Source organism: Rhodococcus sp. B10 (assembly GCF_011770055.1).
Lineage (GTDB): Bacteria > Actinomycetota > Actinomycetes > Mycobacteriales > Mycobacteriaceae > Rhodococcoides > Rhodococcoides kyotonensis_B.
On the sequence record NZ_JAAFYV010000077.1, the window covers coordinates 1 to 1,127 of the forward strand.

General features: G+C 64.2%; 2 protein-coding genes. One reads left to right on the top strand and one right to left on the bottom strand.

Annotation, left to right across the window (positions count from 1 at the left end; translation table 11 throughout):
* Positions 1-319, bottom strand: a 319-nt coding sequence (locus RhoFasB10_RS25690; protein ID WP_167679313.1) for a CoA transferase subunit A, incomplete at its 3' end; no start/stop codon positions are given.
* A gap of 93 nt (positions 320-412) precedes the next feature.
* Here RhoFasB10_RS25690 and RhoFasB10_RS25695 point away from each other — a divergent pair.
* Positions 413-1,127: IclR family transcriptional regulator C-terminal domain-containing protein (locus tag RhoFasB10_RS25695; protein WP_167679315.1), on the top strand; the 715-nt coding region annotated here is incomplete at its 3' end.

Below are 1,127 nucleotides of genomic sequence, written 5' to 3' on the forward strand. Positions count from 1 at the left end.
GTCGCTCGGCGAGTGTGCCCTGCGGCGTCAGCTCGACCTCGAGTTCACCAGCGAGATACTGGCGCGCGAACTCTTTGTTCGACCCGACGTAGGAGGAAATCGTGCGACGGATACGACGCTTCTCCAGCAGCACACCGAGCCCGAAACTATCTGTGCCGCAATTGTTGCTCACGATCTCCAGATCCGATGCGCCCTGATCGAGCACGGCACCGATCAACACCTCGGGAACCCCGACCAGCCCGAAACCACCCACGGCGATCGACGCTCCATCCGGCAGATCCGCCACCGCGTCGGCGGCGCTCGCTACGACTTTGTCCATCATGCGGTCGACCATACATCGCTTTGTACGTTCTGTGAACGTATCGCCACTATGCGAACATTTGCTACGGTGTTCGGGAACGAAGGAGAGTTCATGGCAGACGAGACGGCGCCGTCGTCGGACTACGTGCAATCGCTCGGCCGAGGGCTGGCGGTGATCAGGGCGTTCGACGGGGTGAACCCGCGTCGCACGTTGACCGACGTCGCCAAGACCACCGATCTGACCCGGGCGACTGCGCGACGCTTCCTCCTCACTCTGGTCGAACTCGGTTACGTGCGTACCGACGGAACCCTCTTCTGGCTCACCCCGAGAGTGCTCGAACTCGGCTACAGCTACCTGTCGTCGCTGACACTGCCCGACGTCGCCGGGCCCCACCTCGAAGCACTCTCCCAGCGGGTGCACGAATCGTCGTCGGTATCCATCCTCGACGGCGACGACGTCGTCTACGTCGCCCGCGTCCAGGTCTCACGCATCATGACCGTCGCGATCACCATCGGCACCCGCTTTCCCGCCTACGCCACCTCGATGGGCCGAGTCCTGTTGGCAGGACTCTCATCCGACGAACTCGACGCCTACCTGTCACGACTGGACCCGACGCCGCTGACCGGTAAGACCATCACCGACATCGCATCCCTTCGCGCCGAACTCGAATCCGTTCGCACCCAGGGCTATTGCCTGGTCGACCAAGAACTCGAAGCAGGTCTGCGCTCGATCGCCGCACCGATCCACGACACCGCCGGCACCGTCATCGCCGCAGCCAACGTGTCCACCCCCGCCGCCCGGCACTCCGCCGACGCCGCCCGCGAAC